This window comes from Acinetobacter sp. Colony158 (assembly GCF_019264745.1).
GTDB classification, from domain to species: domain Bacteria; phylum Pseudomonadota; class Gammaproteobacteria; order Pseudomonadales; family Moraxellaceae; genus Acinetobacter; species Acinetobacter ursingii.
In genome coordinates this window covers 3144096-3168768 of sequence record NZ_CP078523.1, presented here as the reverse complement: position 1 = coordinate 3168768, position 24673 = coordinate 3144096, and the positions used below count along the sequence as shown (strand labels likewise).

General features: G+C 39.6%; 24 protein-coding genes and 1 pseudogene. 9 read left to right on the top strand and 16 right to left on the bottom strand.

The annotated features are described in order from the left end of the window. The 7 genes from purD to JR005_RS12780 form a co-directional block, all read right to left on the bottom strand. The coding region (gene purD / locus JR005_RS12810; protein ID WP_218665213.1) for a phosphoribosylamine--glycine ligase at positions 1 to 1284 on the bottom strand (1284 nt) is incomplete at its 3' end. A gap of 134 nt (positions 1285 to 1418) precedes the next feature. Beyond that, positions 1419 to 2993 (bottom strand): bifunctional phosphoribosylaminoimidazolecarboxamide formyltransferase/IMP cyclohydrolase, encoded by a 1575-nt coding sequence (gene purH / locus JR005_RS12805; RefSeq protein ID WP_218665212.1) that lies wholly within the window; start codon positions 2991 to 2993, stop codon positions 1419 to 1421. A 79-nt stretch (positions 2994 to 3072) separates the two neighbouring features. Beyond that, positions 3073 to 3342: a DNA-binding transcriptional regulator Fis gene (gene fis / locus JR005_RS12800; protein WP_001086304.1), complete on the bottom strand. Its 270-nt coding sequence runs from the start codon at positions 3340 to 3342 to the stop codon at positions 3073 to 3075. A 372-nt stretch (positions 3343 to 3714) separates the two neighbouring features. Continuing rightward, positions 3715 to 4578, bottom strand: a complete 864-nt coding sequence (locus JR005_RS12795) for a DUF3426 domain-containing protein (protein ID WP_218665211.1) — start codon at positions 4576 to 4578, stop codon at positions 3715 to 3717. 24 nt (positions 4579 to 4602) lie between these two features. Next, positions 4603 to 5499, bottom strand: coding sequence for a 50S ribosomal protein L11 methyltransferase (gene prmA / locus JR005_RS12790; protein WP_218665210.1), 897 nt, complete (start codon positions 5497 to 5499; stop codon positions 4603 to 4605). 101 nt (positions 5500 to 5600) lie between these two features. Next, the gene (locus JR005_RS12785; RefSeq protein ID WP_218665209.1) at positions 5601 to 6491 is read right to left on the bottom strand and encodes a bile acid:sodium symporter family protein; all 891 of its coding nucleotides are present in this window, start codon (positions 6489 to 6491) and stop codon (positions 5601 to 5603) included. A gap of 172 nt (positions 6492 to 6663) precedes the next feature. Then, a complete protein-coding gene (locus tag JR005_RS12780) occupies positions 6664 to 6900 on the bottom strand; it encodes a hypothetical protein (RefSeq protein ID WP_004989326.1) in 237 nt (78 codons plus the stop codon). A 234-nt stretch (positions 6901 to 7134) separates the two neighbouring features. Between JR005_RS12780 and mnmG the strand changes: the two genes are divergently transcribed. Continuing rightward, complete coding sequence (mnmG, locus tag JR005_RS12775; RefSeq protein WP_218665208.1) at positions 7135 to 9015, top strand: tRNA uridine-5-carboxymethylaminomethyl(34) synthesis enzyme MnmG; 1881 nt, start codon at positions 7135 to 7137, stop codon at positions 9013 to 9015. A 392-nt stretch (positions 9016 to 9407) separates the two neighbouring features. On the opposite strand, the gene JR005_RS12770 is transcribed toward mnmG, so the two are convergent. Continuing rightward, positions 9408 to 10409 carry a helix-turn-helix transcriptional regulator gene (locus JR005_RS12770; RefSeq protein WP_004989324.1) on the bottom strand — a complete coding sequence of 334 codons (1002 nt, stop codon included), beginning with the start codon at positions 10407 to 10409 and terminating at the stop codon, positions 9408 to 9410. Between the two features lie 274 nt (positions 10410 to 10683). Between JR005_RS12770 and JR005_RS12765 the strand changes: the two genes are divergently transcribed. Genes JR005_RS12765 through JR005_RS12745 form a run of 5 tightly spaced genes read left to right on the top strand, consistent with a single transcriptional unit; the run spans position 10684 to position 14824 of the window. Beyond that, positions 10684 to 12189: a circularly permuted type 2 ATP-grasp protein gene (locus JR005_RS12765; protein ID WP_370685022.1), complete on the top strand. Its 1506-nt coding sequence runs from the start codon at positions 10684 to 10686 to the stop codon at positions 12187 to 12189. Positions 12190 to 12217: 28 nt separating this feature from the next. Beyond that, positions 12218 to 12823, top strand: a complete 606-nt coding sequence (locus tag JR005_RS12760; protein WP_218665207.1) for an alpha-E domain-containing protein — start codon at positions 12218 to 12220, stop codon at positions 12821 to 12823. Then, positions 12820 to 13599 carry a transglutaminase family protein gene (locus tag JR005_RS12755; RefSeq protein WP_004997436.1) on the top strand — a complete coding sequence of 260 codons (780 nt, stop codon included), beginning with the start codon at positions 12820 to 12822 and terminating at the stop codon, positions 13597 to 13599. The genes JR005_RS12760 and JR005_RS12755 overlap by 4 nt, the downstream gene beginning before the upstream one ends. A 14-nt stretch (positions 13600 to 13613) precedes the next feature. Then, entirely contained in the window at positions 13614 to 14348 is a 735-nt protein-coding gene (locus JR005_RS12750) for a proteasome-type protease (protein WP_004989316.1), read from the top strand. 50 nt (positions 14349 to 14398) lie between these two features. Then, entirely contained in the window at positions 14399 to 14824 is a 426-nt protein-coding gene (locus JR005_RS12745; RefSeq protein ID WP_151732332.1) for a BLUF domain-containing protein, read from the top strand. A gap of 17 nt (positions 14825 to 14841) precedes the next feature. Here the strand turns inward: JR005_RS12745 and alr are convergent, their stop codons facing one another. From alr to JR005_RS12720, 5 genes are all read right to left on the bottom strand, one after another. Next, positions 14842 to 15921: an alanine racemase gene (gene alr / locus JR005_RS12740; RefSeq protein ID WP_218665206.1), complete on the bottom strand. Its 1080-nt coding sequence runs from the start codon at positions 15919 to 15921 to the stop codon at positions 14842 to 14844. Between the two features lie 59 nt (positions 15922 to 15980). Next, complete coding sequence (gene dnaB / locus JR005_RS12735) at positions 15981 to 17426, bottom strand: replicative DNA helicase (RefSeq protein ID WP_004989311.1); 1446 nt, start codon at positions 17424 to 17426, stop codon at positions 15981 to 15983. A gap of 310 nt (positions 17427 to 17736) precedes the next feature. Beyond that, entirely contained in the window at positions 17737 to 18168 is a 432-nt protein-coding gene (locus JR005_RS12730) for a CBS domain-containing protein (protein ID WP_004989309.1), read from the bottom strand. Positions 18169 to 18325: 157 nt separating this feature from the next. After that, complete coding sequence (locus JR005_RS12725; RefSeq protein ID WP_004989308.1) at positions 18326 to 18703, bottom strand: DUF2750 domain-containing protein; 378 nt, start codon at positions 18701 to 18703, stop codon at positions 18326 to 18328. A 127-nt stretch (positions 18704 to 18830) separates the two neighbouring features. Further along, positions 18831 to 19064 (bottom strand): hypothetical protein, encoded by a 234-nt coding sequence (locus tag JR005_RS12720; protein ID WP_004989307.1) that lies wholly within the window; start codon positions 19062 to 19064, stop codon positions 18831 to 18833. A 230-nt stretch (positions 19065 to 19294) separates the two neighbouring features. Here JR005_RS12720 and JR005_RS12715 point away from each other — a divergent pair, with 230 nt between their 5' ends. Beyond that, positions 19295 to 19654 carry a hypothetical protein gene (locus JR005_RS12715; RefSeq protein ID WP_004989306.1) on the top strand — a complete coding sequence of 120 codons (360 nt, stop codon included), beginning with the start codon at positions 19295 to 19297 and terminating at the stop codon, positions 19652 to 19654. A 118-nt stretch (positions 19655 to 19772) separates the two neighbouring features. Then, entirely contained in the window at positions 19773 to 20096 is a 324-nt protein-coding gene (locus tag JR005_RS12710) for a hypothetical protein (RefSeq protein WP_004989305.1), read from the top strand. Here JR005_RS12710 and JR005_RS12705 read toward each other — a convergent pair. Next, the gene (locus JR005_RS12705; RefSeq protein WP_218665205.1) at positions 20020 to 21585 is read right to left on the bottom strand and encodes a M16 family metallopeptidase; all 1566 of its coding nucleotides are present in this window, start codon (positions 21583 to 21585) and stop codon (positions 20020 to 20022) included. The genes JR005_RS12710 and JR005_RS12705 overlap by 77 nt on opposite strands. Before the next feature lie 10 nt (positions 21586 to 21595). After that, complete coding sequence (locus JR005_RS12700; RefSeq protein WP_218665204.1) at positions 21596 to 22963, bottom strand: M16 family metallopeptidase; 1368 nt, start codon at positions 22961 to 22963, stop codon at positions 21596 to 21598. Positions 22964 to 23205: 242 nt separating this feature from the next. On the opposite strand from JR005_RS12700, the gene ftsY reads away from it, so the two are divergent. Next, positions 23206 to 24339, top strand: a complete 1134-nt coding sequence (gene ftsY / locus JR005_RS12695) for a signal recognition particle-docking protein FtsY (protein ID WP_218665203.1) — start codon at positions 23206 to 23208, stop codon at positions 24337 to 24339. Between the two features lie 108 nt (positions 24340 to 24447). Here the strand turns inward: ftsY and JR005_RS15025 are convergent. After that, a pseudogene (locus tag JR005_RS15025) lies at positions 24448 to 24673 on the bottom strand (IS982 family transposase); the annotation flags it as partial.

The window sequence follows — 24673 nt, the reverse complement described above, 5'->3', positions numbered from 1 at the left end:
ATCTGCTTTTTCACGTGCAATAGCGCGATAGCCAATATCACTGCGATATTGCATACCCGCAAATGTCACTTGACCGCAAACTTCTAAAGCATTCACTTGAGCTTCAAGCACGCTATCGCCCAACGCAGTTACGCACAATACACGACCACCTGCGGTCACGACATGACCGTCATCTTTCATACTCGTACCCGCATGGAAAATTTTAGTCCCTTCTGGAGATTGACCTAAACCAGAAATCACATCGCCTTTACGTACAGTTTCAGGATATCCTTCAGCAGCAAGTACTACACCGATTGATTTACGGTCATCCCATTCGGCTTGAGCGGGGAGTTTACCTGCAATACCCGCTTCAACCAGATCAATCAAAGATGATTTTAAACGCATCATAATCGGCTGTGTTTCAGGGTCGCCAAAACGACAGTTAAATTCAATCACACGAGGTTGACCCTGATCGTCAATCATTAAACCCGCATAAAGGAAACCTGTATAGATGTGACCATCACGTGCCATACCTTCAACGGTTGGGCGCATGATTTCAGTCATGACACGATCAAAAACTTCAGAAGTCACCACAGGGGCAGGAGAGTAAGCGCCCATACCACCTGTATTTGGGCCTTGATCGCCTTCAAAAATTCGTTTGTGATCTTGAGAAGTCGCCATCGGTAAAATGTTTTGACCATCAATCATGCAAATGAAAGATGCTTCTTCACCTGCAAGGAATTGTTCGATCACCACACGCGAGCCTGCATCGCCAAACTTATTGCCAGCCAACATATCATCAATAGCTGCAAAAGCTTCTTCATTGCTCATCGCAACAATCACACCTTTGCCAGCCGCAAGACCATCAGCTTTGATGACGATTGGTGCGCCATGCTTTTTGATATAGTCTTTAGCAGGTTCTACTTCAGTAAAGACTTCATAGAAAGCCGTTGGAATGTTGTGCTTTTTCAAAAAATCTTTGGCAAATGCTTTAGAACCTTCAAGTTGCGCTGCATACTGAGTTGGCCCCCAGATTTTTAAATCTGCCAAACGCGCTGCATCGACGATCCCGTTAACCAAAGGTGCTTCAGGGCCAACAATAATCAGATCAACATGGTTATTTTTTGCAAAGTTGATAATTTCTGGATTGTTTAAAATATCAATTTGAACATTTTCACATTTGTTTTCGGTTGCAGTTCCTGCATTACCAGGTGCAACAAAAACTTTGGTGACTTTAGCATCTTGCGCGATTTTCCAAGCAAGTGCATGTTCGCGACCACCACTACCTAAAACAAGAATATTCATTGGGTTCATACTCCATGAATCCATAAACTGATCTGGACTTTTACACGATTCTTGATGTAGAAGACCCTCTTCATAAGAAGAGGGCGATCAGCTTAAAGTCAAAAAAATTTCTTATACTTTAAAATTCAGTCAAATTAATGACGGAAATGACGCATACCAGTAAAGACCATCGCAATACCATGTTCATTTGCAGCAGCAATCACTTCTTCATCACGCATCGAACCACCTGGTTGGATGATACATTTAATACCTGCTTTGGCTGCATTATCGATCCCATCACGGAAAGGGAAGAATGCATCAGAGGCCATTACTGCACCTTCAACTACAAGTCCTGCGTGTTCTGCTTTAATTGCGGCAATACGAGCTGAGTTTACACGGCTCATTTGACCCGCGCCAACCCCGATGGTTTGACGATTTTTTGCATAGACAATCGCATTTGATTTCACATACTTCGCAACTTTCCATGCAAAAATCAGGTCATCAATTTCTTGTTCTGTTGGTGCACGTTCAGTCACGACTTTCAGGTCAGATGCTTTAATCATACCCAAATCTTGATCTTGAACCAATAAACCACCATTAACACGTTTATAGTCTAATTGTGGAGTACGTTCATCAATGGCAGGAAGCTCACCACAGATCATGACACGAACATTCTTCTTCGCACCAGTCACTTCAAGCACACCTTCGGCAATGCTTGGTGCAATGATCACTTCAACAAATTGACGATCCACAATGGCTTGTGCAGTTTCAACATCTAATTCGCGGTTAAAGGCAATGATGCCACCAAAAGCAGATTCGGTATCGGTTGCATAAGCAAGATCATAAGCTGCTTTGATTCCATCTAGTGACACAGCAACCCCACAAGGGTTGGCATGTTTCACAATGACACAAGCTGGTTTTGCAAATGATTTCACACATTCAAGTGCTGCATCGGTATCGGCAATGTTGTTATAAGACAACTCTTTACCTTGTAGCTGTTTTGCAGTTGAAACGGATGCTTCTTTAGCAGCAGGATCAACATAGAATGCGGCAGATTGGTGTGGGTTTTCGCCATAACGTAAGTCTTGAGCTTTAACCAATTGAGTATTAAAGGTACGCGGGAATAAATCTGCTTCGCCTTGTTCTTTACCTACACGTGCACCTAAATAAGAAGCAATCATGCCATCATATTGTGCAGTGTGTTCAAAGGCTTTTACCGCAAGATCAAAACGCGTAGCGTAAGATAATGCTCCAGAATCTTTAAGCTCTGCAATCACAGTAGCGTAGTCAGACGCATTGACCACGATGCCGACTGAAGCATGGTTTTTCGCTGCTGCGCGAACCATGGTTGGGCCACCGATATCGATATTTTCAATCGCATCTGCCAAAGAGCAGTCTGGTTTAGCAATGGTTGCTGCAAATGGATACAGGTTGACTACAACCAAATCGATAGGCGCAATATCATGCTCTTGCATGACAGCTTCGTCCAGACCACGACGAGCCAAAATACCCCCATGAATTTTAGGATGTAGGGTTTTTACACGACCATCCATCATTTCTGGAAAACCAGTATGTTCAGAAACTTCTACAACAGCGATATTGTTGTCTTTAAGCAACTTATATGTACCGCCAGTAGATAAGATTTCTACCCCTAAAGCTGCAAGATTTTGAGCAAATTCCACAATTCCTGTTTTGTCAGAAACAGAAATCAAAGCACGTTTAATAGTCATGATTAAATCAACGGTTTAAGTTTACAGATTAAAACAAATAGGCATAAAAAATGCCCACAGGACGTGAGCATTTTATCATTTATTCACTCATTAAGCCGTGAGCTTTTAACTTTTTGCGTAAAGTTCCACGGTTTAGGCCTAGAATCTCCGCAGCACGAGTTTGATTGCCACGGGTATATTCTAAGACGACAGATAAAAGAGGTTTCTCCATTTCTGCTAGCACCATGTCATAAACTTGTGATGGTTGCTCACCTTGCAATTGTGCAAAATAATGGCGAACTGCGCGATCCACGTGGATGCGAAGAGCAACATCAGATTGTGCAGTAAAAATAGGAGATTTGCTATTCATGCGAGTTAATCCGAAATCATATTACCGCTTGGGTAAAGCAGTATGTAAATGTGGTCTAAATAATGAACCCCGTTTTAGATCCTAAAACAGAGGCTCTAAAACATGGAAACAACAGCTTGCCACAACTCTGTATATTGTGCGAAAAATAAGCGTAACAATAGTTTAATATTTGTTACAGCCCAGATTCAAAAACAAAAAAGCCACGCAATGCGCTATCACTTGATAAAGCACAGATGACGACAGTAATTGTTGTGGATAAATCCGAAGATGTTGTAGGGTCAAGCTTTCGTGGCGCGTATGATACCATTGTCTAAGAAAAAGTGAGCAAATTAACTGCATTTTTTTTCATTTTTTTTATGTTTTTTTTAGTGATTAGGGGTGGACTATTTCTAAAGTATAATCATCAAAGCTTTTTCTGGGCTGATTAATGTTAAATTCGAACTTATAAGGCAGGTTTTTAGGAATACGCTGAATACCGTTTAGGCTGGCGGCTAAATAATCTTGAGGCTTTAAAATAACACTCTTATTTTCATGTTTATTTTTCAAAGTCAGCTTGAGTAGAGGAAGCTGTAAGCTTTTATCATGATAATTGACCAAAACACCTGAAAAACGAGTTTTATGATGCTCAATGCTCACGACTTTAACTTTATTAATAGTCAAAAGTGCGTAGTTCTCTTCAAGTTTCTTACAACTAAATACACTGCATAATTGATTGAATACCGCGCCTAGTACAGGGCTATTATGCATAACTCTTGGGTTAAACCATAAAATTTGGAAGAACAGGATTCCCAATAATACAAGGTTAATAGAACTCCAGATGACATAATATAGCAGACTATGCTTTTTACGTTTTTTGGGACTATTGTCTAAACTTGGACTTTCGCTCTCGGCAAGATTGAGTTGGGGGAAACTGCTGATTTCTTCATTTTGAAAATAATTTAAATTATTGAGATAGGTCAGCAGATCAATATTTGAATTTTCAATTCTACGATCAAAAATATCCAGAACATTAAAGTTACTGTATTGCAAAGCAGAGGGTGAAATCGCACATTGATTTAAAGCTGAATACTGAATCGAGCTGGCAGAATGATCTTCTGCCAGAATGAGATTAGTTAGTGCATTGAAGTTTAAATCACATTTGGGGCAACAAACCATACCCTGAGCAACTGTGAGCTGAGTTAGTGAGACTTTATATACTGTCAAACATTTGGGGCAGCGGGTTTGTTTTTCACTCATGGAACCGTCATCTACTTTTATTTGTTATTGGCGCTTCCCTGATATGCGACACCAGTTTTCTTCGCGCTTCTCGATATGTACTATATCAAAAAACTCAGAATAAACACCAGTAACATCAGCAACTTGCTCTTCGATTACGCCTGCAAGTGCGAACTCTCCCTCAGATTTGAGCAAAGTTGCAAACTCTGGCGCAAGTGCCATGAGTGGCGCAGCTAAAATATTGGCCACTAAAACATCCGCTTTTTGCGATTTAAATTCTGCATTAAACTCTTCAGGTAAACCGACAAATAAACGATCTAATACATGATTGAGTTCAGCATTTTGTTTGGTGGCTAATACAGCTTGCGGGTCGATGTCAGTGGCATAGACTTTTTTTGCCCCAAGCAACAATGCTGCGACACCCAAAATACCTGAGCCACAACCATAATCGATCACAATTTTATCTTTAAGATCAGTTTGTCCTAACCATTGCAGGCAAAGAAAAGTACTGGCGTGATTACCTGTACCAAAAGCCAGACCCGGATCAAGTTTAATGTTGACCGCATTGTTGTCTGGAGCTTCTAACCATTCAGGTACGATCCAGAACTTTTCTGCGATTTGAATGGGTTCATAATAATCCATCCATGCGCGTTCCCAGACTTGATCTTCAAGTTGTTCATGACGTATAGGTGCATCAGGAAGTTGTTCTTTTAGAAAAGCTTCCAGTTTTTCTACATCGATAGGGTCTTGATCATCTTCCTGATAAATCCCAGTTACAATCACTTTATTCCAAAGCGGAGTTTCTCCAGGAAGCGGTTCAAGCAATGCCTGATCTTCGGCATCATCTAGCGTTACACTTACTGCACCTAAGGACATAAGTAATGTTTCTGTAAAATCCACTTGCGCTTGATCAACAGTAATGTGTATTTGTAACCACTTCACGGGAATAAGACCTAAATTCGATTTGAAACAGCTATTGTAACGGATAAATGGATCACTCGAGAAATAATTTCAACGAGCGACCCATTGATTTGATGAGAAGGTTATTGATTTTTTGCAACTAAGTGAGTTTCGGCTCTTTGAGGATCATAACGATTTAACAACGTCCCAAAAATAGCAGCAAATATGTACATAAATATTGAATAAACTGCCGCAGGCATTGCAATAGTGGTGCTTGCAAGTATGGTGAGAGCAATGGTCATGGCCAGCGTACTATTATGGATCCCAATTTCAAAAGCACAAGCACGTGCTTGCGTACTACTGATCCCAAATATTCGTGGGATAAAGTAGCCGATCAATAAGCTTGCGATACAAAATAGAGATGTTGCCAGTCCAACCTGCATAATGTATTCCAATATACTATTTCGTTCTTTTGCCACAGCACCAATAATAATCAGTATTAAAAATACCACTGCAAAGGTACGCACTGGTTTATGTAATTTGTCCGCAACATTAGGTGAAAAATAGCGAACAAGCATGCCTAAACAAACAGGTACGATGATAATAAGAAAAACCTGAATGACTTTGCTAAACTGAAGTCCAAGCTGTTGACCATCATTAATAAAATGTTGAATAGACAGATTGACAATAAAAGGCAAGGTAAATGCTGCAATTACAGAATTGATCGCTGTTAAAGTAATATTGAGTGCAATATCACCTTTATAAAGATAGCTAAATAAGTTTGCTGTAGGCCCGCCCGGTGACGCTGCCAGTAGCATCACACCAACGGCCAAAAGGGGAGGAAGGGCTAATAGCTTACAAATTACAAATGCGATACTGACCAGAATCACCAATTGACAAAATAAGGCCAAGAAAACTGCTTTAGGATGTTTTGCAACACGCTTAAAATCCTGAGGGCGTAACTCCAAGCCTAGTCCAACCATAATGATTGCAAGTGCTATGGGGAGAAAAATCGTAATTATTCCAGAATCCATATCTTATTTCCTTTTGTTGTTTTATATCCCGATGTCATAATGATTCTAACTAAAATTGAATATATTTCAACCGGATAAATTACATTTATAAGTAGAATTATTATTTTTCCCATAAAAAAACACAGACATGGTAAGCCTGTGTTTTACAGATTAAATTAAAGCAGCTTTACAATTATGGAGCAGGCGCTTTAAATTGCAATTTACCATTTTCATTCGGCTGACAAGTACCATTAAAAGTAACGCCTTTGTAGCCGTAAGTTGCCCAGTCACCTTGCTTTTTCTTGGCACATGCTTTGACTTGTGCATTAGTTTCTGCTTTGCTCACTGTTGCTTCTTCAGCATTTGCTAGCGTCATACCACCAAGAAGTAAAGCAGATACAGCGATTGTTTTTAACATGATGTTTTTCATTTCAATACCTTTTTTAAAGTTGATTTTAGGTTTTTAACTATAAAGCACTGACACAGTCTTATTCTAAGAGTCGGTTTTTAAAAAGTTAATTCGTTTTATGCTGAAATACTTATATAAAATGTCACATCTTGTATATTGCTGTAAATTTTGTGTCTTTATTTTTGTAAAAAAACCATATTGCTACAGGGTTTTTTGATATAATTTTTCGTCCTTTTTTCTTGGTGTTTTTCAGCCATGCATTACCCTAAAGTTTATGATGTTATTGTTATTGGTGGCGGTCACGCAGGTACGGAAGCGGCGCTTGCTGCTGCGCGTATGGGGCGACAGACCTTGCTTTTGACGCATAACATTGAAACATTGGGTCAAATGAGCTGTAACCCTGCGATTGGTGGTATTGGTAAGTCACATCTGGTTCGTGAGATCGATGCTTTAGGCGGTGCCATGGCATTGGCTGCCGATAAAGGCGGCATCCAGTTCCGTATACTAAATTCTCGTAAAGGTGCAGCTGTTCGTGCGACGCGTGCTCAGGCCGACCGTGTGCGTTATAAAGCTGCCATCCGTTATACCCTTGAAAACCAACCAAATCTGGATATTTTCCAGCAAGCAGCCGATGATTTAGTTGTTGATGGCGATACGGTCAAGGGGGTAATTACCCAAATGGGCGTACACTTTGAAACTAAAACGGTGGTATTGACCACGGGTACGTTCTTGGGTGGTGTCATTCATATTGGACTCGAAAAGTCGAGTGGTGGTCGTGCAGGTGATCCACCCTCTATTGCGTTGGCACATCGTTTACGCGAATTAAATTTACCCGTTGGTCGTTTAAAAACAGGTACTCCGCCACGTATCGATGCGCGTTCAGTTGATTTTTCTGTAATGACTCCGCAACCGGGTGATTTTCCATCACCAGTGATGTCATTTATGGGGGATGTTTCGATGCATCCAGAGCAAGTGAATTGCTACATCACACACACCAATGAAAAAACTCACGAGATTATTCGTGGCGGTCTTGATCGTTCTCCAATGTACACTGGTGTGATTGAGGGTGTAGGGCCGCGTTATTGTCCATCCATCGAAGATAAAATTCACCGTTTTGCAGATAAAGAGTCGCATCAGGTGTTTTTAGAGCCTGAAGGTTTAGATACCCATGAGCTTTATCCAAATGGTATTTCAACCTCTTTGCCGTTCGATGTGCAGTTTGAATTGGTGCGTTCAATTCGTGGTATGGAAAATGCGCATATTTTGCGTCCGGGTTATGCGATTGAATACGATTATTTCAACCCGCAGGCTTTAAAATTTACCCTTGAAACCAAGGCAATCAATAATTTGTACTTTGCAGGTCAGATTAATGGAACAACAGGATACGAAGAAGCAGGCGCGCAAGGCTTGCTTGCAGGTCTGAACGCTGCGCGTCGTGCATGGGATCAAGAGCAGTGGACACCAAAACGTGATCAAGCCTACATGGGCGTGTTGGTTGATGACTTAATTACACTTGGAACCAAAGAACCCTACCGTATGTTTACCTCCCGTGCAGAGTATCGTTTAATGCTGCGCGAAGACAATGCAGATCAGCGTTTAACGCCAGTTGGTCGTGAGCTAGGTTTGGTCGATGATACTCGTTGGGCAGCTTACTGTGAAAAAATGGAAGCTGTAGAAACTGAAACGGCTCGTTTGGCGCATCTTTGGGCTGCACCAAACAATCCAATGGGTAAAAAGTTTGTCGAAATGACGGGTGCTGATTTAAGTAAGGAATCCAGTGCAATAGATTTGCTTAAACGTCCAAATGTTAATTTCACTCAAATTGCTGAATTGACTGATTCTCAGGTTTCAGTGCAAGTCGGTGAACAGATTGAAATTGCAGTCAAGTACGAAGGCTATATCAATCGTCAACATGAAGATGTGGCTCAAATGAAACGTTTGGAAGAAACCAAAATTCCAGCAGATTTTGATTATGATGTGGTTTCTGGCCTGTCTCGTGAAATCACACAGAAGCTGAAAACCGTGCGTCCCGAAACATTGGCACAAGCCAATCGTATTCCAGGTGTAACACCTGCTGCGGTGCAATTGGTGATGATTACCATCCGTAAAAATAATCAGACCAAAAAAATTGCTTAAATCATGTGTTAAATAAAAATAATTGAAATATAAAAAGCTCAGTTAAAACTGGGCTTTTTATATTCTGTAAAATGATATATGAAAAAATCTTAAGAATTTAAATGCATTTATTCTGTCAATTTTGTTATTTCTCATGCGACCTGAAATTTCTTATAGTGACTTTACGTTCAAAACAAAGAGGTAATCAACATGACCATGAAGTCGATTCGTTATAATGGTTATGATTTAGCATGCTTATGTTAAATCATGGTTCTCAGCACGAATTGGTATCCATTTTCTTTGGTGTCGGGGCTTGGGAAAATGGGTGCCAGTATTTTAATCAACAAGAAAAAGTAATATTGTTTGAATATCAAAAATTATAAAAACTCTAAGAGAGCAATGCTCTCTTTTTTTTATTCATTTTCAATTTCTCTGACCGCATGATGAACTTCAAGCGGCTCAATATGTAGAATCTTTTTACCAAAACTGCGTAGCCACCAGACTAATTGAGAGGTAAAAGGGAGCGTTGCTCGAATCTCTACAATATTTTCATCGATGGGAGTAATGCTTTGGTCTTTACTAAGCTGACTTTCATAAAAGCTCTGTGCTGTATTTTCCGTCATGGTCAGTTTTAACTCAACAATTTCAGTCGGTTTGTTGTAGTCAACACGAAAACCTAAAGCGCCAGAGTCAATATATTGATCAATATCAAAATTTACTGGGTGTAAAGCGCGCGAATTTAGTACAGATGCTGATTTAAAACGGTGCAAAGCAAAAGTTTGGACATCGGATTTATCGTGCCGTGTACAAATTAAATAAATAATCGCACCTTTTTGTACCAAAGCCAGCGGATTTAAAATATAGGTTTTTTCTTCAGCATGAATATTACGTGGTCGATAAATACATTCAATCTGTTTATCTTGGAGTAAACCTTCATAAACGGCTTGTTGTGCATGTTTATCGACCAAAGGTGGAATTAATGGTTGGCTCGCAGGCACAATTCGAACACGATTAATCCATTGGCGAACATTATTTTGAGTCGATAGGCTGCGGCGTGCCAGATCGAACCACGGATTCATTTCTTCGATCAGACTGGGGGGTAACAGGTGTTTTAAATGTTCTTCGACCATCATAAATGTCACCGCTTGAGAACTGGTCATATGCGGCAGACTTTGAATAGGAGCATCAGAACGCCAGCGCCAGCCTTGCGGTACGGTCTTATTGCTTTCAATGGGAAAGCGTTGCGCAATCTGGTTTAAGTCACGCTGAATAGTGCGCAGGCTAATATCAACCCCTTCACGTTCCAGCATTTCCTGTAGTTCACGCGTTCCCATCCATTTGCCTGTCGAAAGGCGCGATAGAATTTGCCATTGTCGGTGCAAACTATTGGAGGTTTCTTTTTCTTGTAAAGACATAGTCGATCGTAAGTGGGTCAATAATGTTTTGAATAGCAACACAATAGAAAAACTTGATCGTTTTGGCAAGAATGTAACAGAAATATTGCTTATATCCCGATACAACTTTCTACAAGAACCTCATTGAAGCCAGTTCACTTTTTTTCCAAAAATAAGGAAAGCATCTGCATAAATGGCACTGTATTTGCTTTATAGGATAATGAGTCAACAAGAAAAAAGGCGGGTCAATATGTTAGAAGAAGATAAAGAGATGCATGCCCTAGGTGAGCAATATATGAAAGATAAATTGAGCGGAGTAATCAACAGCCAGTCTTTATTCATTGACCAGTTAAGTGTAAATACCAATTTGTTTGAGCAGTTAAAATCAAAATTTTTTAACGAAATGCTAGATGATGTCAGCTCAAGTGGTGAAGTATCTAAAAAGATAGAGCAATGGCTGTCGGTGCATAGTCTCGAACAATTGAAACAACTGAATGCTGAGGCAAAGCAACATTTTTTATATGAAGGGATTACCTTTACGGTTTATGGTGAAGAAGAAGGCACACAACGAACCATTCCTTATGATCTCATTCCGCGAGTGATCGAAAAAAAGCAATGGGAGAAAATATCCAAAGGCTGCGAGCAGCGCGTCAAAGCTTTAAATTTATTTTTAGATGATATTTATCATGATCAGCATATTTTGAAAGAACAGATTGTTCCTCAAATGCAGGTGATGACACATGAAGCTTTTCAGCCCCATATGTTGAATCACGATTTAAAAGGAAAAATTTATTCACAAATCAGTGGGATCGATATCATTCGTGATGGAAAAGGTGATTTTTTTGTTCTTGAAGATAATTTAAGAACACCGTCAGGTGTCTCTTATATGATTGAGAGTCGAAAAATCAGTAAAAAACTTATGCCAGAGCTATGTGCGGCAAACCCGTTACAAGAAATCGAACAATATCCAACATTACTCCGCGCAATTTTGGAGGAAAATGCTTATGTTGATCAGCCTTTTATAGTGGTGTTAACCCCAGGACGCTTTAATAGCGCCTATTACGAGCATGCTTTTTTAGCCCGTGAAATGGATGTGCCGCTAGTCAGTAGTCGCGATCTTTTTGTTGAAAATGATCACGTCTATGTCAAAACTATTCGAGGTCGTCAACGTGTCGATGTGATTTATCGCCGTGTTGATGATGCATTTCTCGATCCACTTGCTTTTAGACCTGATAGTACCTTAGGTGTCGCAGGTTTGATGTCTGCTTATTTGCAGCACAATGTTGTGATTGCAAATGCTCCGGGTACTGGGGTTGCGGATGATAAATCAATCTATCCTTATGTGGATGATATGATTAATTTTTATCTAAATGAAGCGCCAATTTTGAAAAATGTGCCAACCTTTCAATGTCGACGTGAAGATGAACTGGATTATGTAGTTGCCAATCTGGAACAACTGGTCGTTAAAGAGGCACAGGGTTCTGGTGGATATGGAATGCTGATTGGGCCGCAAGCAACCAAGAGTGAAATTGCGGAGTTCAGAAAAAAAGTTTTGCAACATCCGCATTTATATATTGCACAGCCGACACTCGAATTATCTGTGGCGCCAACTTTGACTCAGGATGGCATCGCAGAGCGGCATATCGACTTACGTCCTTTTGTATTGTCATCGCCTTATCGAACCGAGATTGTACCGGGAGGCTTGACACGTGTGGCTATGAAAGCTGGCTCACTTGTTGTGAACTCATCACAAGGTGGTGGCATCAAAGATACTTGGGTTGTTGAAGCACTACATTCTTGATCAATGTTCATTTAACAAGGAAGAAATTATGATTTTACTGAGTTCAAATGCACAACATATTTACTGGTTAGGCCGTTATTTGATGCGCATCAACTTTTTTTGCAATCGGATTCCATTTACACAGGATCAGGCTGCAATAGAATTTTGTCATGCTTTTTGTTTACCTGCTTATGATGCAGCATCATTGAATGAGTTGGCATTAGATCCTGAGCAGCCGTATTCATTGATGAAACAATTTAGCTATGCAAGTGACAATATTCATGAATTACGTGCTGTTTTACCTGCAAAAGCCTATGCTGAACTTAATGCACTTATCCGAAATGCAGGTGAACAATCGGGTTATATTTGTAATGTAGTACAAGAATGCAATGAGATTTTGGAAGCAGAAACAGATACCGATATTTTACTGTTTTTTGGTTTGGGTCAAAAAATTGAGCAATTAGATGCGACTTTGCGCTTTAAACAAAATCCTGAAAATTTAATTGATGAACTCGACAAAACCGTTGCAGCTTTAAAAAATTACGGCTGGTCGGCTCTTGAAACAGCATGGCTTGATTTGAAGCAACAACCTGATTTGATGTCTTTTTATCATTTTCATGATCAACTTCATCTCATGTTTGAGGCGCCTGTATGAAACTTATGGTGAATCATCAAACGCATTACACTTATAGTGAAAATGCGTGTAACAGTATCCAATATATTAAGATGATTCCTCAAAGTTCACAGCACCAATACGTTCATTACTGGGACATTAGTGTTCCGGGTGAACGGGTACTTAAAAAGGATGTTTTTAATAATCTATGGCTGACTTGTTCACAGCGTTTTGACTATCAACATTTAACCATCATGGCGCAAGGAATCGTTGAATTACATTGTGGTGGAAATGAGGGACACCAAGCAAGTTTACCTTTGTCACTATTTTTGCAGCCGACACATGCTACGTTGTGGGACGCGAATATGTTGGAATTTGCCACCCAATTTGTGACGATGGGTTCGTTGAAAGAGCTTATTGTTTTAGCAGAACAAATTTTGTTGAAAGTTCCTTACTGTCCGCATGCAACCACAGTTCAGTCCACAGCAAAAGAAGCATTTTACGCAGGTTTAGGGGTGTGTCAGGATCATGCACATTTAATGATTGCCATGTGTCGGGCTTTGAATATACCTGCGAGATATGTTTCAGGCTATTTGTATGATAAAAATACGCCTCATCTAGCAAGTCATGCATGGGCTGAAGTATTTTTGAATAAACAATGGTATTGTTTCGATGTGAGTAATCAATTGTTTGAACCTTCTTCACATATTTACGTCGCAATTGGTCGTGATTATTTTGATGTTGCGCCAGTCAGGGGTATTCGTGAAAAAGGTGGTGTGGAAAAAATGCGATCAACAGTGCAGGTACTTGCTTGTTGAATGGAATGAAAAAAATGACTTATTGTTGTGCTTTACGGCTTAAAGATGGCTTGGTCTTCATTAGTGATACGAGGACCAATGCGGGTGTAGATCAGATTTCAGTTTTTCGAAAACTTTACACTTTTGGGAAATTAAAAGAGCGCTTTATTGCGATTCAAACTGCTGGAAATCTTGCAACAACACAGGCTGTGATCGGTCATTTGCGAAATCAGCTTGAATTACAGGAACAACCCAATCTATACACTGTAAATACCATGTTTGAAGTTGCCCAATTGGTCGGGCGAACTTTGCGCAAAGTCATTGAAGATGTGACCGAAGATACGCTTGAACAAAGTAATTACTACTGTAGTTTGACTGTGGGTGGTCAAATTGGGGAAGGAGAGCATCAACTTTATAATATCTATCCACAAGGGAATTTTATTTGTGCAACTAAAGACACGCCTTTTTTTCAGATTGGTGAAAGCAAGTATGGTAAACCAATACTAGATCGTGCTTTAACTTATGATATGCCTTTGGATGAAGCACTGCGTTGTAGCCTACTTTCATTCGATTCTACTTTACGTTCGAATGTGTCAGTGGGATTGCCGCTTGATGTATTGGTGTATCATATTGATAGTCTGGAAATGCCAAAAGGTAAACGTGTTACTCAAGATGATGAGTATTTTCAAAAAATCAGTAAACAATGGTCGGAAATACTGCGTGCAGGTTTGCATGAAATTCCAAAACCTTCAGAGGATTATTTGGAATAATTGAAAACGGCATGCATAATTAATTTATTAACAGATAAAGAAATATAATTATGAATTATCAAATTTGTTATGCAAGTCAAACCACCTCATCGCATGAGCAACTTATGGTTGATCTGAGAGAAATTCTTACAACTGCGATGCATTTCAATTATATTCACAAAATACAAGGTGTCTTATATTTTGCGGATAACTATTTTTTTCAATGTCTTGAGGGCGAACAGCAACAAGTTTTGAAGTTACTGGATTCTATAAAGAAAGATCCGCGTCATTCACATTTTCATGTTCTTGATGAAAGAAGTGCTGAACACGCCAACTTTAAAGACTGGTCGATGAAATATGTGCGTAAACGTAGTGAAGTAAAAAGTTTTTTTGCTGAGCTCGGGAGCAACACTTTTAATCCATATCTACTTAATCCAACTTCGCTAGAACGTTTGCTCGAAATTTTAAAAGATGTACAAGCAGAAACCCATGGTTAAACATGGGTTGATCTGATTTAATTTTCGATTTTTCGGCGAATCGGTCGGTTACTTAAACGGCAGAGTAACTCGTAACCAATCGTTCCATTTGCTTCGGCAACGTCGTCAACCAAACGATGCTGCCCCCAAAGCTCAACCTCATGATCTAAAGATACATTTAATCCCGTCACATCAATCGCGATCATATCCATGCTAACACGTCCGATTACTCGTGTAAGATGTCCATTCACTGCAACGTAGTTTTGTTTAATATAAGCGCGTGGATAGCCATCCCCATAGCCAATTGAAACAATGGCAATATCCATTGTTTCGTCGGCGGTAAACCATGAGCCATAACCGATGGAATCACCTGCTTGAATATGGTTAAGCGCAATGATTCGGGCAGTAAAGGTCATGACAGGTTTTAAATCCAGCTCATGTATGGTTTTGTTTGCAAAAGGACTAGCGCCATACAGCATGATGCCAGGACGTACATAATCAAAATGAAGTTCTGGCCAGTTAAAAATGGCAGCTGAATTGCAGCATGAAACCTCAATTGGCGTGCAGCTTTCTTTAATGGTAAGTAGTTGTTGGATTTGTTGCTGATTCATTGGATGTTCTGGAACATCGGCATTGGCAAAATGCATTGCAAGTACACAATGGAAGCCTTCAGTTTTTAAACGTGTGATGACATCAATAATTTCATCTATTTTAAAACCTAAACGGTTCATTCCACTATTGAGTTTGATCCAGACTTTTAAGCCTTGTTGAATATATTCAGCTTTATATTGTAATAACCATTCTACTTGCTGCTGCTGATGTACGACACATTCAAGTTGATGTTGTAAAACAGCATGCATTTCATTGGCATTGAAAATACCTTCAATAAGGGTAATCGCATGCTTTGAGCCTTGAGCACGAAGCTCGAGTGCTTCTTCCAGAGTGGCAACTCCGAAAGCATCGGTGTTATTTAAGGCTGCTAAACAGTCTTTGACTCCATGTCCATAGGCATTGGCTTTGACCATACTCACGATTTTTGAGTTTGGTGCAAGTTGTTTGACACGGTTTAAATTATATTGCAGCGCAGCGCTATCAATATAAACTGTTGCTTGGCGCACCCTGATTTCTCCTTTGGGACGACATGGAAAAATTTTAAAGAGGATAAATAATTAAGATCTTATTCCTCATCATCATACTGACTGTAATACTCAGGTGAGAGGTTACTAAAGCGGGTATATTGACCTTCAAAAGCCAAACGGACTGTTCCAATCGGGCCGTTACGCTGTTTGCCAATAATAATTTCAGCAGTACCAGCTTCTTTAGATTCTTTATTGTAGACTTCATCCCGATAGATAAACATGATCAAATCGGCATCCTGCTCGATCGCACCCGATTCACGTAAGTCAGACATGACAGGGCGTTTGTTGGGACGATTTTCCAGACTACGGTTGAGCTGAGACAGTGCTATAACAGGGCAATTCATCTCTTTCGCCAGTGCTTTTAAACTTCGTGAAATTTCTGAAATCTCGCCTACACGGTTATCACCCATGCCTGGAACTTTCATCAATTGCAAATAGTCGACCATGATGCAGCCAATTTTGCCATCATGCATTTTAGCAATACGTCGTGCGCGGGAGCGTACTTCCGTTGGCGGGAGTGCAGAGGAATCATCAATATAGAGATGTTTTTCCTGAAGCTGCAAGATCGTACCTGTGACTTTCGACCATTCATCGCCATCCAGTTTGCCTGAACGTAAATGCCCTTGGTGCACTTTGCCATAAGAGGAAATCAGACGCATTGCGATGGAATCAGCAGGCATTTCCATCGAATAAACCAGTGCAGGCAAATTGCTATTGAATAAAACACTTTCGACTAAGTTCATGGCAAAGGTGGTTTTACCCATTGAAGGACGTGCGGCAACAATGATGAGATCACCTGCCTGCATCCCATAGGTTTTATTATCAAGTTCTAAGAATCCAGTCGTTAGACCTGTGATATTGCCATCAAGTTTAGAAAGTTCATCGAGTTTGCTAATAACATCAGCAGTCACTGAACTAATCGATTTTGGTCCCGCGTCTTTCTTATTGTTATTGTGTTGTTCTGCGAGTGAAAAAATATTGGTTTCAGCCAAATCCAAAATTTCACTGACTGCACGACCCTTAGTGTCATAAGCATTTTGCAAAATATCAGTACTGACTTTAATCATACTACGCAGTGTAGAAAACTCTTTAATTTTGCCTGCATAAGTTTCCAGATTATAAAAACTCGACGGCGAGTCCGCCATAAGCTGCATCAGGTATTCTTCACCGCCAATGGCATCAAGTAAATTTTGCTTCACCAACCAGTCATTGACCAATACTGCATCATAAGGTGAGTTTTCTTGTGCCAGTTTCTCAATGGCACGGAATATATATTTATGACGGGTTGCATAAAAATCACTTTCTTTGAGTAAATCACCCACTTGTTCAAATGATTCAGCAACGGTCATCAGCGCTGCTAGTACTGCTTGTTCAATGGCAAGGTTATGCGGAGGAGTACGAAATTCTTTTAGTTGACCTGAGTCATTCACTTTATTCTCTGTATTAGGAGAGTTTTTTGTAAAATTGGCATTCGCCTGTGACATAACAAGACCTAATCAAAAGATGAAACGATACCGATGGGCTATCTTAATCCAAATAAAGGTCATCGGGACAATTTAATTCGGTGAAAATTGTATAAGTGGCGAAAAATTGTAGTTGTCGCGTGAGAGCTGATGTGATGCGTTCCATTTGAGTATCGAATCATGTCTCATCAAAGGTATTACAGACAACTTGCATTCAGCGAAGCAGTATTTGCAGATGGATGAAATCGAATTGCAGATCAGTTTGGAAATAGGGCAGTTAAGCATTCAAAAAAAGGCATCTGATAAAGATGCCTGCTTTATTTAAGGCTATTTAACCCGAAATATACTGTTGTAATTGATCAATTAAGTTTTTTTGGTCTTGCATGGCTGCTTTAACTAAATCACCAATGGAGATGAGTCCAACCAACTTATTCTCTTCAACCACAGGTAAATGACGTAAATGTCGGTCTGTCATCAGTTGTAAACATTCTTCAACTGTATTTGAACGTGAAATAGTTAAAACCTTAGCGGTCATAATTTCACTCACCGTCGTATCATAAGAAGAGCGTTCCATCAGGGCAACTTTGCGGGTGTAATCGCGCTCAGACAAGATTCCAACGACTTCATTATCTTGAGTGACAACTAATGCTCCAATCCCTTTTTCTGCCATGATCGAAATTGCTTCAAGTACGGTTGCGTCTGGCGAAACAGTATAAATGGCTTGTTCAGCTTTATCTTGTATAACTTGAGCAACGTTTGTCATCTTTTATGTCCCTCTGGCTAGTGTTATCGTTTTAAATTAACTTAGCGCGATTTGAAGAAAATGCAAAGCCTTTGAAAGTATAAATGAATAATATTTTGCCAAATGGCGTTGGCGTTTTGTATTGAGTTTTACCGATTAAAACTCAATACACATTATTTTATGCAATTTTTAAATTTGATGCGGGTGCAAAGAAAAAATGCCGCATTTGTTGTGTCGATAATTTAAATTTGCGTTGATTCGAATTAAACAAAGCAGGCGTAACATTTAAACGGGTCAATGTAGGTAATAAAGACTCCTGAAAATCTTGGGGCGTAATTTTTTTGGGAACATAATTTGGCCAGTGTTTTTTAGCATAACGATGTGCTTGCACACCATTGAGCCAAAAAGGAAAAACAAAATCATCTTGATCTGATTTAATTGCCCAGCCTTGATGGTATAAACCCCAAAGTGCGCCGCAATACATCATGGTTTTTAAAATAGAAATTTTAATTATCAAGTCTTTAGATACAGGATTTAACTGTGTATAGGTTTTCATGGTTTTGCTGCGATTTAAATTCGTGTTTATTATAAAAAATAAATACTTAATTTCCGTTACTCGTTTGCTTTAAATCGTAATAAAGTTTTACAGCGGCATTAAAAAACGCCACCTAGGTGACGTTTGATTATGCTTGCATGGTGGCCATTCGTTGCCAGTACTGTGCTTTCAATGAATCTCGTTCTACACGAAAGCCTTGGTAGTAAAGTTCAGCCAGAAACATCGCTGCTTTACCGTGTCCTGCACGTGCTGCATCTTCAAGCTGCTTCACAGCGTCTTGAAAGTTCATCTGTGATTGAATTGTATTGACCGCAGATGCGTACACATGTTCTAAGTCATGATGAGAAATTTGTTGAATCATATTAAAAACTCCTTATAGTTGTAATTATGATCACATCAACTCGGCTTACTTGCCTCGCAAAACTAATTTAGCAGTTGATTGTTAAACTAATATTACAATAAGCGTGATAAGTCAAGTAATAAATGGGGCGTGTTGCCCGAATTACAAGCTTACATGATTAAACATTCAACAAAAATATTTTTTAGTAAAATCAATATAACAATTAAATATGACATGACAAGGAGAACAACATGCTAACAACGGTTGATGGTTTTAATTTTGAAGTTCCTCCAGATGAGTCTCAAATTGTGGCTTTGGCACAATATCATCGTAAACAACTTGATGAGGCCATATTTCATCAAGAAATTCATTTAGGTGATTACTGTCTGGCACAGCGTAAGCGTGTGCATGATTTTACCCAACAGCTTGATCCGCAAACCAAGGCATGGTTTTATCGCGTCTATGATGGTGAATTATTGCGTTTGGCGGATGAGGAAGATTTACATCCTGCAGATGCAGAAACAGGTTTGAGCTATTTCGCTATTTTGATTGTTTTGGCGATTATTGCCTTTATTTTATATTTTGCCGTTATTCGTGCGTTAATCAGCTAAATTTTATTGTTTGTTCTGATGTCAAAGTACCTAATCTTCTATTTTGTTAGGAGAATGAGGCACTTTGACTTGTGTGCAACTGAAATGAGCCATACACTACATCCATTCGAGGTAAGGTATGCTCATATCAAAATATAATTTTTTAAAATTTGTAAATGAAATCAAATTAGATCGCATTTACAACAGTATCGTCGCCATCATGATTATCGCGATGTTACTGTTGGCTTTTATTGCATTACAACGTCCTATTTCTCATCCACAATATCAAATTGTTGTAAATTTATCCGACATGGCCAATAACCCAGAAACCCAAAAAATGGCACGTCGGTTATTGCATGAGCAGACGATTAACCGCGCGGAATATTTTAAATTGATGCGCGCGTATCAGTTTGAGAATGCAAAGGCTCGGCACTATCCTGCGATGGCTTTAGAGGATGAATAATCTGGGGATCAATCTGTACAGGCTTAATCGGTTCTACATGATTTTGAAGATCTTTTAACAATTGTTCTTTATCTAGCTTTTCACTCGCAACAATGACTGTAAGATGATCAGGGTGAATGTGTGTTCTAATTGCCCGTTGTACATCTTGTGCTGTTAATTTTCTAAGCTGTTCTGGATACTTCGATAAATAATCTGAGGGTAATCCATAAAAGCCAATGGAGCCAAGTTGTGCATTAATATTGGCATTGCTGCTATAGGTCATTGGAAAAGCCAGTAACATTCCACTTCGTGTTTCTTCAAGCTGTTTTTTATCGATAGGTTGTTTGACAAAATCAAGCAAAGTTTGATGTGCAACCTGAATACTATCCATCAACTGATCTTGTTGAGTTGAATAGTTTAAACTAAAAATGCCACTTGTCTGCGTAAAGCTAAATGTACTATATGCACCATAAGTATAACCACGTTTTACTCGAAGCTCTTTCATGAGCAATGAGTTAAATCCTGAACCACCTAGCATTTGATTGGCAAGTTCTAGAGCTAGCTGATCTGGATCATTTCGACTTACACCCACATGTCCCATCGTGACATAGCTTTGTGTGGACTGATAAGGAATGTGCTGAATGTTAAAGCCCTGCTGTAGTTTGGGTTGAACAAGCGGCGGTGCAGCATGCCCTTGGGGTAAGGATTGAATGATTTTAATACTGAGATCACTGGCTTGTTGTGTAGTGAGTTGTCCTGTCATGGCGATATTCATATTTTGTGCGACCAGTAACTCTTGGCGAAACTGTTTGAGCAATGCAGGAGTAATCTTACGAATACTGGCATGAGTTCCCGTGATTGGTTCTGCATAGGGATGCGTTCCATACAAAGTACGATAAAGTTTTATATCAATTAAACGATTCGGATTTTCTTGCAGCTGGCGTTGACCGACTTGCGTATTGCTATATATAAGATTTAAGCTGGATGGATTAAATGTTGCGTGATTAAGCACCTCTAGCATGAGGTTGATAGCGGACTGCATTTTCTGCGGATCTGACATCACTCGTAAGCGCACGACAAACATATCTCGATATGCTTTGACACTAAATTGTGCACCGAGTTGTTCAAAGGTATTGGCGATTTGGGCAGCAGTATAGTTTTCAGTTCCTTCAGTCATCAGGTTGGCTGCCATATTGGCAATACCAAATAAACCTTTACCTATACGCTCATCTTGTGCCGAACCCGCATTAAAGGTGAGTTGTATATCCACAATTGGCAATGCTTGTGATTCAACAAATAGTGTTCGCACTTGATTGGCATTTTTTAGATCATGCACATACGGTGCTTGTTCAGCAGTGTTTTTCGAAATATTTTTAAGACTACTCAGTTGTGAAATGGATTTTAGTTGAGACGGATCATCTTGTTCAGCAACACTTTGATCCACAATATCTGCAAAGACTGGACTAGAAAGCAGGGATGTCAACATGAGCATGAGTAGGGTATTGTTCATTATCAATCCTTTATTTTTCTTGTTCTGGTTCTAGGTATAAAGTGGTGAGATTGCTTTTAACAAAATAAGCATTAGCTACTCGTTGAATATCTTGTGGTGTTACCGTCTGATAATGTTCAGGCAAATCATCCACCAGTCGATAACTCAGACCATTAACTTCAAGTAATCCAATCATATGTGCCTGACCAATAATATCGTCTTGGCTATAGATCAGATTGGAAACAAAATTATTGGTGACACGCTCTAGTTCAACGGGTTCAATCAGTTCAGTTCTCAGCGAATCTATTTCTTTTTGAATGGCTTCTTGAGCAGATGAGAGATTGATCCCATCCGCAGGCAAGGCGGTAATCGTAAATAAACTGTCACCACGATTATAAGGATCATAATTGATACTTATCGAGCTAAGAATTTTTTTGTCACGTACCAGTTTTTGTTGCAAACGTGAAGAAATATTGCCATCCAAAAGTGCCTGAATAATTGTTAGTGCATAGGCATCTTGCGGATTTTTGGCGGTCTTGATAGAACGAACATTCCAGGCCATATACAAATTCGCTACATGGACAGGCAATTCAACTTCCATGTGTCGATAGCCCACACGATCAAATTCCAACACGTCATTACGCTCGCCTGAAACCTGTTTGGGAATCTGTCCGAAATACTTTTGAACCTGTTTGAGCGTTGCCTCTGCATCCACATCACCAATAATCACTAAGGTGGCATGATTGGGGCTATACCATGTTTTGTACCATTGTTTAAGGTCTTCTAACTGAATGTTTTGCAGATTTTTCATATAACCAATTACTGGTTGCCGTGCATGACTGGTGGGGAAAGCTAGCCATTTAAAACGTTCAAAAGCAAGCGCGCGAGGATTATCGTCGGTACGTTGACGACGTTCTTCCATGACCACATTCATTTCAGTTGCAAAATCGCTTTGACGTAATACCAGATGAGTCATCCGATCTGCTTCAAGTTCCAAAGCCATAGGTAGATAAGCCTTGGGATAAAGTTGATAGTAATTGGTATAGTTGCTCGAAGTTGCCGCATTGACTCGACCACCATAAATGCGGCTTAAACGGGTAAACTCATTATCAGGAACTTTGGTCGTTCCTTTAAACATCATATGTTCAAGCGCATGAGAGACCCCTAAAATATTGCCTGATTCGTCACTGCTACCGACGGCATACCAAATTTGACTAATTGCAATCGGGGCACGATGATCTTCCCGAATAATCACTTTCAAACCATTGATGAGTGTGGTTTCAAAAGTAGTGCGTCCAAGCTGGCTTTGTGTTTCTGCATGACTCGTAGTCAGTGTTAAGAAAATTAAAGAAAAATGAAGGATAGGGAGTTTAAGACATTGTCGTAACGATTTGAACACAAGCCGTCCATAGGTATTTCTCATATTTCAATCTATTTTTAAAAAAATAACGTTTAAACTCAAGAATATCCTGTTGTGTTTTAGTGAAGATTCTTTATCTGGATGATCGCAAAACACATTGCAATACCAATCATTTGCAGGGCTAATTGCACTTTAAAAGCAGTTTGAATAAGCTCAGGCAATACAGAGAATCTGTGCTAAACTCTTTGTTTTTTAACCCGCTGCTTTTCAAGGGAATCGGTATGCAACAGCAATCGAATATGCAAAATAAATTCTTGATTGATGCTGACATTGGGGATGACGATGTCACATTACCAAACTTACCTGCTGTCAATGTTCCAATTATTGATGATGCTGTAAAAACACAAGAATCCGCTTTACCTGCTGCTGCTAAATCTGAAACCTCTGATCTTGAAGATGCTGAGCAAAGTTCGGCTGAGACCCAATCTAAAGGTGGCTTCTTTAGCCGTATGAAAGATGGATTGACCAAAACTCGCCGTAATTTGGCTGATGGTATGGTCAATATCCTGATTGGCGGTAAAGAGATTGATGATGAGCTTTTAGAGGAAGTTGAAGAGCAATTATTGGTTTCTGACATTGGCGTAGATGCTACCAAAACCATTATTACCAATTTGACTGAGCGTACAGCGCGTGGTGATTTGATCTATTCACATTCACTTTATAAAGCGTTGCAGGAAGAACTGGTGGCTTTGCTTGCCCCAAGAGTTAAACCTTTACATATTGATCCAAATAAAACGCCTTACGTGATTTTAATGGTGGGCGTAAATGGTGTAGGTAAAACCACAACCATTGGTAAATTAGCCAAGCGTTTACAAGGCGAAGGTAAAAAAGTCATGCTAGCAGCAGGAGATACCTTCCGTGCTGCGGCGACTGAACAATTACAAATTTGGGGTGAGCGCAATAATATTCCAGTGGTGGCACAAGGGCATGGTGCAGATAGTGCATCGGTGATTTTTGATGCTTTTGAAAGTGCACGCGCGAAAGGAATTGATGTATTAATTGCCGATACAGCAGGTCGTTTGCATAACAAAAGTAACCTGATGGAAGAGCTTAAGAAAGTTAAGCGCGTAATGCAGAAAATTGATGCGACTGCACCGCATGAAATTATGCTGGTGGTAGATGCGGGCACAGGACAAAATGCCATCAATCAGGTTCAGGAATTTGATCAGGCAGTTGGTTTAACAGGAATTACCATTACTAAACTGGATGGTACAGCGAAAGGTGGAGTGCTTTTTAATATCGCCAGTCGTACTCATGTACCTATTCGTTTCATTGGTGTGGGTGAAAAAATTGATGATTTACGTCCATTTTCAGCCAAATCTTTTGTGGCAGCATTATTTGAAACCGATAAATAATCTGATCTAAACTTTGAAACTCCACTTCGTGTGGAGTTTTTTGTTTTGATGACGCGCTAAAGCATGAAACTGTTCTAAAAATAAAACAGTATGTAACCCGAATCCTGCTTAAGCTAATGATTCCATAACTTGAATTGTTGGCTTATTCCGATGAGTTAATTGATATGCACATAACGATGCATAAATTCCGCTAAGAAATCCATGAATACTACGTGCTTTACTCGTCACTAAATTGTATTGTCCTTTCAATAAGCTGAATAACGTTTCTATCTTATTGCGTTGTTTTAAATGATATTTATCTGATGAACAGAGTTGAATAGCCTGCATGTTCTTT